The sequence below is a fragment of the Herpetosiphonaceae bacterium genome, from assembly GCA_036374795.1.
GTDB lineage: Bacteria > Chloroflexota > Chloroflexia > Chloroflexales > Kallotenuaceae > LB3-1.
Genome location: DASUTC010000147.1, coordinates 1 through 4,067, shown reverse-complemented (window position 1 = coordinate 4,067; position 4,067 = coordinate 1). Strand labels below are relative to the sequence as shown.

The following is a 4,067-nucleotide window of genomic DNA, read 5'->3' as shown; positions in this document are numbered from 1 at the left end:
TCGCCCAGCAGATGGATCAGCTCGTCGTTGACGATCTTGACGACCATCTGATCGGGCGTCAGGCTTTTGGTAATATCCTGGCCGATCGCCTGCTCGCGGACGCGCGCGACGAAATCCTTGACAACTTTGAAATTAACGTCGGCCTCCAGCAGCGCACGGCGAACCTCCTTGAGCGCCTCGTCGACATCGGCCTCGGAGAGCCGACCGCGCGCGCCCAGTTTCGCAAATACGTTTTGGAGCCGATCAGAAAGACTTTCAAACATAATACTTTTCGCCTTGTGCCCGCCACTAGCTAGGCACGAAGAACGCGGCTACGCCGCGCCGATATAGCATTGTAGCGGATTGAACGGCCCGCGTCAAATAATTCGCAGCATGTCCACGAGCACCGGCGGCCTCGACCTAAGCGCTGACCGCCTGCAAGCGCTCGGCGTTATCCGCTACCGTCAAAGCGTCGATCAGCCGATCCAGATCGCCGTTGAGGATCGCCGGGATGTTCGAGAAGTTCTGCCCGATGCGATGATCCGTCACCCGATCCTGCGGGAAGTTATAGGTCCGAATCTTCTCGGCGCGCTCGCCCGTGCCCACCTGCGCGATCCGCGACGAGCCCAGCTCTTTCTGGCGCTTCTCCTGCTCGATCGCGTACAGCCGCGACCGCAGCACGCTCATCGCCCGCTCGCGATTCTTGATCTGCGAGCGCGTATCCTGGCACGTCACCACCATCTGCTCAGGCGTGCCCGGCTTGTAGGTGATGCGCACCGCCGAGTCGGTGGTGTTGACGCCCTGGCCGCCGTGTCCGCTGGCTCGGAACACGTCCACGCGATAATCTTCGGCCCTGATCTCAACGTCGGCGTCCTCGACCTCCGGCAGCACCGCTACGGTCGCCGTCGAGGTGTGGATGCGACCGCGCGCCTCGGTGGCGGGCACGCGCTGCACCCGATGCACGCCGCCCTCGTACTTCATGCGGCTGTATGCGCCCTCGCCGTGGATCTCGAAGATGATTTCCTTGAAGCCGCCCGCCGCATTCTCGTTGGAGTTGATCACCTCGGTCTTCCAGCCCTTGAGCTCGGCATAGCGCGTGTAGGCACGGAAGAGATCGGCGGCAAAGAGGCCGGCCTCATCGCCGCCCTCGCCCGCGCGGATCTCGACGATCACATCTTTCTCGTCGTTGGGATCGCGCGGCAGGAGCAGCAGCTTAATCTCGTCGTCCAGCCCCTCGATGCGCGCGCGCAGCTCGTCAAGCTCCATCTGCGCCAGCTCGCGCAGATCGGCGTCGCCGCTGTCGCGCAGCATCTCCTCGGCCTCGCGAATGCCGCGCAGCGCCTGCGCATACTCGCGGTACTTCGCCACCACGGGCGCGATCTGATTCTGTTCTTTGACGTAGCCTTGCAGCTTGGTAATATCGGTGGCTACGTCGGGATCGGCCATCACGTCGTTGAGCTGATTGTAGCGCTCCTCGATCGAGGCCAGCTTTTCTAATACATTCGAGTCAAGCATAGAGTACACACCACGTAGCAGTGTGATAGCAACGTATCACGTACTGGCAGCTAGAAAGATCGCCGTAACGCCGCCACCTGAGCGGCGCGACCGAAACTCGCCAACAACACAAGCAGACGGGGGCGCGCACCAGTTGGTGTCGTACCCCCGTCCGTCGATCTTCAGCGGCTACGCTAGCCCTGCGCAGCGCGCTCCCGCTTGCGGCGATTTCGCTCCGCGCGGCGCTGCTTCTCCTTACGCTGCTCGCTTCGGGAGATAAAGTGCATCTTCTCGCGGTATGTCTTGGTGATCCGTTCGGCGACCACGCCCTTATTGAATCGGCGGATCAACTGCTCCACGGATTCACCATCGCGTCGTTCTACATGCATAGCTTCCGGCTGTGCTCGACTTCATTTCTTCTGAAATGATGAGCCGACAAGATGCCGCGCTCACCTCCTTCGACCATCAGATTCGCCTACGGCGGGTGGTATGGCTATTATACGACATCGATCAGGCCGATGCAAATAGTTTGGGCGCTTTCCTGCCGAATTCGGTACGCCGATGTAAATCGTTTTTACGACTCGCCCGCCATGTGCAGCAAGCTTTGCCACTGATCGGCGCTCACCGGCACCACCGACAGGCGCGACTGACGCACCAGGCCGAAATCCGCGAACTCCGGCCTGGCTTTGATCGCGCTCAGGTTGATGAGCTGGGACAAACGCCGCACCGCCGCCACATCGACGACCACGCGCTTTGGATCGTCGAGCTGCGGATCGGCGTAGGGCTCGCTGACGATCCGGGCCAGCCCAACCGCCGCTCGCTCGTCGCCGCTGTGGTAGATCAGCGCCTCATCGCCGGAATGCATCGCGCGAATGTGGATCAGCGCTTGGGCGTTTGCCACGCCATCCCACACGGTGCGTCCCTCGCGCTCCAGATCGGCGAAGGCATAGCTCGACGGCTCGGTTTTCAGAATCCAGTAGGCCATATCACTCCTTGATTTAATCGATCTCCGTGGCCGCGCCCAGCGCCTCACGCGCCGCCGCTACCACAAAGAGCGAGCCGGTGACACAGATCAGATCGTCGGGCGCGGCCATGCGGCGGGCGGCTTCGATCGCCGGGGGAATGTCGTCGGTGACGAGCAGCGGACAATCCGCTGAGCGCAGCAGCGGCCTGACATGCTCGGCCAGCAGATCGACCGGCGCTGAGCGCGGGTGGTAGGAGCGCGTCAGCACAACAGCGTCGGCCTGCGGCACCAGCTCTCGCGCCAGGGCGGCAATGTCTTTGTCGCGCGATGTGCCCAGCACCAGGAGCAGCCGCCGATGCGCCAGCGTCGCCAGCGACTCACGCAGCCGCCGCGCTGACGCGCCGTTCATCGCGCCGTCCACCACGATCGTCGGCTGCCGCGCGAGAACCTCGAAGCGTCCCGGCCACCAGGCGACGCGCAGGCCCGCTTCCAGCGCGCGATCGGCGATCGACAGGCCGCGCTGACGTAGCAGCAGCGCCGCGCCCACGGCGGCCCGTGCATTCTCGACCTGATACGCGCCGCCAAGACCCAGAGCTTCGGGCCGGATCGCGATCGGATACGGCAGCGCCGGGCCGGAATCGGACAGCACCGGCTCTAGTCCCTCCGGCGCGGCCTGGAACAGCGATGCGTGCTGCGCTGCCGCCTCGGCGCGAATCACCGCCAGCGCCTCCGGCATCTGCGGCGCGACCACCACCGGCACGCCCGGCTTGATGATACCCGCCTTGGCCGACGCGATCTCCTCGATCGTCGCGCCGAGCACCGCCATGTGATCGAACGAGATCGGCGTGATCGCCGAGACGAGCGGCGTGACGACGTTGACCGTATCGTAGCGGCCTCCGAGGCCAACTTCGAGCACGGCCACATCGATCTGCCGATCCGCGAAATAGCGCAGCGCCAGCGCCGTCGCCAGCTCAAAGACCGTCGGCGGGCCTAGCTCGTCCAGCCGATCGACCAGCGGCTTGAGCTGCGCGACATACGCCACCACCTCGGCCTGCGTAATCAGCCGCCGATCGACCTGAATCCGCTCGCGCCACGAGTGCAGATGCGGCGACGTGAACAGGCCCGTGCGGTAGCCAGCCGAGCGCAGGATCGCTTCGAGCATCGCCGAGGTCGAGCCTTTGCCTTTGGTGCCCGCGACCACCACGCTGGGAAAGCGGGCCTGCGGATCGCCAAGCTCCTTGAGCAGCCAGCGCATACGGCCAAGATTGAAGCGCGCGTGCTGCGGTGTCGGCGGCATCTTGGACTCATAGTTGATGAACGAGTAGATATAATCCAACGCCGCCTGGTAGTCGGGCGGAGCATTGCGCATCGTGGGTACCTCATAACCTCATTATCGCGATATGGGTGCGGCTGCGTACCAGTGCTGGCCCATTGTAGCATTATTCGATTTCGATCCTTATCCGAGGCGTGAGATCGGGACCAGCTTCCAGCGGGCTGAGACAGACGCTTGCGAGCGCAGGCGCTCAGCCCTGCGCGTGACGGGTCGAATCATACGGAGGAGTTACAGACGAGCTGCCGGGGAGCTACAGGCCGTCGGAGATCGGGATACGCTGGACTCCAAACCACGGGA

5 protein-coding genes are annotated in these 4,067 nt (G+C 63.7%); all 5 read right to left on the bottom strand.

What is annotated here, in order from left to right; genetic code table 11:
- Positions 1–263, bottom strand: a 263-nt coding sequence (locus VFZ66_10180; GenBank protein ID HEX6289549.1) for a signal recognition particle receptor subunit alpha, incomplete at its 3' end; no start/stop codon positions are given.
- Positions 264–399: 136 nt separating this feature from the next.
- Positions 400–1,494 (bottom strand): peptide chain release factor 1, encoded by a 1,095-nt coding sequence (prfA, locus tag VFZ66_10175; GenBank protein ID HEX6289548.1) that lies wholly within the window; start codon positions 1,492–1,494, stop codon positions 400–402.
- A gap of 173 nt (positions 1,495–1,667) precedes the next feature.
- Positions 1,668–1,862: a 30S ribosomal protein S21 gene (gene rpsU / locus VFZ66_10170; protein HEX6289547.1), complete on the bottom strand. Its 195-nt coding sequence runs from the start codon at positions 1,860–1,862 to the stop codon at positions 1,668–1,670.
- Positions 1,863–2,047: 185 nt separating this feature from the next.
- Positions 2,048–2,458, bottom strand: a complete 411-nt coding sequence (locus VFZ66_10165; GenBank protein ID HEX6289546.1) for an EVE domain-containing protein — start codon at positions 2,456–2,458, stop codon at positions 2,048–2,050.
- A gap of 13 nt (positions 2,459–2,471) precedes the next feature.
- Positions 2,472–3,806, bottom strand: coding sequence for a folylpolyglutamate synthase/dihydrofolate synthase family protein (locus tag VFZ66_10160; protein ID HEX6289545.1), 1,335 nt, complete (start codon positions 3,804–3,806; stop codon positions 2,472–2,474).
- Positions 3,807–4,067: the final 261 nt, after the last annotated feature.

Coding starts and splice junctions, on each gene's coding strand:
- VFZ66_10165 (HEX6289546.1), bottom strand. CDS start 2,458: ATGGCCTACTGGATTCTGAAAACCGAGCCGTCGAGCTATGCCTTCGCC.
- VFZ66_10160 (HEX6289545.1), bottom strand. CDS start 3,806: ATGCGCAATGCTCCGCCCGACTACCAGGCGGCGTTGGATTATATCTAC.
- prfA (HEX6289548.1), bottom strand. CDS start 1,494: ATGCTTGACTCGAATGTATTAGAAAAGCTGGCCTCGATCGAGGAGCGC.
- rpsU (HEX6289547.1), bottom strand. CDS start 1,862: ATGCATGTAGAACGACGCGATGGTGAATCCGTGGAGCAGTTGATCCGC.